The organism is Allosphingosinicella sp. (assembly GCF_036387215.1).
Taxonomy (GTDB): domain Bacteria; phylum Pseudomonadota; class Alphaproteobacteria; order Sphingomonadales; family Sphingomonadaceae; genus Allosphingosinicella.
In genome coordinates this window covers 1-1,901 of sequence record NZ_DASVUE010000382.1, presented here as the reverse complement: position 1 = coordinate 1,901, position 1,901 = coordinate 1, and the positions used below count along the sequence as shown (strand labels likewise).

2 protein-coding genes and 1 pseudogene are annotated in these 1,901 nt (G+C 66.5%); all 3 read right to left on the bottom strand.

Going from position 1 to position 1,901, the window contains the following annotated elements; all coding sequences use genetic code 11:
- Positions 1 to 8 precede the first annotated feature (8 nt).
- On the bottom strand, positions 9 to 914 hold the full coding sequence (locus tag VF662_RS14775) for a DMT family transporter (RefSeq protein WP_464142620.1): 906 nt from the start codon (positions 912 to 914) through the stop codon (positions 9 to 11).
- A gap of 57 nt (positions 915 to 971) precedes the next feature.
- Positions 972 to 1,616, bottom strand: coding sequence for a cation efflux transmembrane domain-containing protein (locus VF662_RS14770; protein WP_464142618.1), 645 nt, complete (start codon positions 1,614 to 1,616; stop codon positions 972 to 974).
- Positions 1,613 to 1,901, bottom strand: a pseudogene (locus VF662_RS14765) (flavodoxin-dependent (E)-4-hydroxy-3-methylbut-2-enyl-diphosphate synthase); the annotation flags it as partial. The gene VF662_RS14770 and the pseudogene VF662_RS14765, both read right to left, overlap by 4 nt.

The following is a 1,901-nucleotide window of genomic DNA, read 5'->3' as shown; positions in this document are numbered from 1 at the left end:
CCAGGCCATCAGGCGCCGGGCTCCACGCCGGGCAGCGGCGCCGAGCTCGGCCGGGCGGCAACGAGGCAGGCGGCGACGATCATGGCGGCTCCGATCAGGGTGAGGGGGCGGACCGGCTCGGCGAAGAAGAGGAAGCCGAAGACCGAGGCCCAGACGAAGCCGGTATATTCGGTCGGCGCCAGATGCTGGGCCTCGCCGCGTGCATAGGCCCACGAAAGGAGCAGCAGCGACCCGAATGCGAGCGCCGCCGCGCCCAGGATCTGAGGCAGTTCGGAGCTGGGTGGAAGCACCGCGAGCAAAGGCGCGGCAAGGATGAACCAGCAGACCATGATCCCGCTGGTGAAAAAGGCGATCTCAACCGGCTGGGCGAGCAGCGCCTGCTGGCGCATGAGGATGATGTTCCAGGCGTAAAGGCAGGCCGAGCCGAGGATGGAGAGGGAGCCGAGCAGCGCCTCCGCCCCGAGCTCCGCCTTCGCCTGCGCCGTCAGGATGACGACCACGCCGGCAAAGCCCATTACCGAGGCGACGATCGCTTTCCGCTCGATCTTCTCGCCGAGCAGCATCGCCGCGAGGTAGAGCGCGACCAGCGGCGCCACGAAGGCAAGCGCGATCGCCTGCGCCATCGGCACCCGGGCCAGGCCCCAGAAGAAGAGAACCGCCATCAGGCTCGACATGCTGCCGCGGATGAGGTGGAAGCGCATCGCCGCGCGGCTGGGCCGGGGCGAACGGCGCGCCAGGAAGACGATCCCGGCCATCGCAGCGCCCGCCAGGGTTCGCCAGAGCAGCGCATTGTAGGTGCCGATGGCGAGCGAAAGCCCCTTCATCAGCGCGTCCATCAGCGAAAAGAGCGCGATGCCGAGCGTCGCCACGGCGAACGCGGTCGAACTTCTGGAGGATTGCGCCAGGGAAGCCATGCGGCTGCCCTTAATGCGCCGTCAGCGCCCCGTCACCCGCGCTATCCGTCACCCGCGCTATTCGGCGGCGTGATGCGCATGCGGGTGCTTGTATTGTGGCCATGCTTCGACCGTCACCCGCATCGCTGAGCGGAGGAACAGGAAGGCGATCACCGCCGCCACCGCAATGTCGGGCCAGGGCGACTGGAACAGGGCGACGCCTCCCGCGGCCGCGATCACGCCTGCATTGGCGATCACGTCGTTGCGCGAACATTCGAACGTGCTCGACAGGTTCACGTTATCCGCCCGGAACCGCCATAGCAGCCGGAGGCAGGCGAGGTTCGCCGCCAGCGCAAGGACGCCGAAGACCAGCATCAGCCACGAAGAAGGCGGAACGCCGTAGAGCACCTTCACCGCGATCTGATAGACTACGGCAAGGCCGAGAAAGAGGATGAAGCCGCCCTTGAACAAGGCTGCGCCCGCCCGCCATTTCGATGACCGGTCGAGCGCGTAGAGGCTGACCGCGTAGACGAGGGCGTCGCCGAGCATGTCCATCGAATCGGCCATCAGCGCGGCCGATTGCGCGATGAGGCCGGCGCCGAATTCCAGAACGAACATGCCGAAGTTGATGGCGAGCACGATGATCAGCACGCGGCGAATGTCCGCCCGCCGCGACATCAGGGCGAGGTCCTCGCCCTTGGCGTGGCAGCAATGATCGCTCATTCAGCCGCCTGGAGCGGAGCGTCCGTCATGTTGCTCTCGATCTCGGCCGCCTTGGCTTCGACGAGCTTCACGATGTGCTCCACCATGTCGGAATCCTGCACATGATGGTCGGTAACGCCCGAAAGGTAGACCATGTGCCGCCCATTGCCGCCGCCGGTGATGCCGATGTCGGTCTCGCGCGCCTCGCCGGGCCCGTTCACGACACAACCAAGGACGGACAGCGACATGGGCGTACGTATATGCTGGAGCCGCTCTTCCAAAGTCTGAACGGTGCGGATGACGTCG

Coding starts and splice junctions, on each gene's coding strand:
- VF662_RS14775 (WP_464142620.1), bottom strand. CDS start 914: ATGGCTTCCCTGGCGCAATCCTCCAGAAGTTCGACCGCGTTCGCCGTG.
- VF662_RS14770 (WP_464142618.1), bottom strand. CDS start 1,616: ATGAGCGATCATTGCTGCCACGCCAAGGGCGAGGACCTCGCCCTGATG.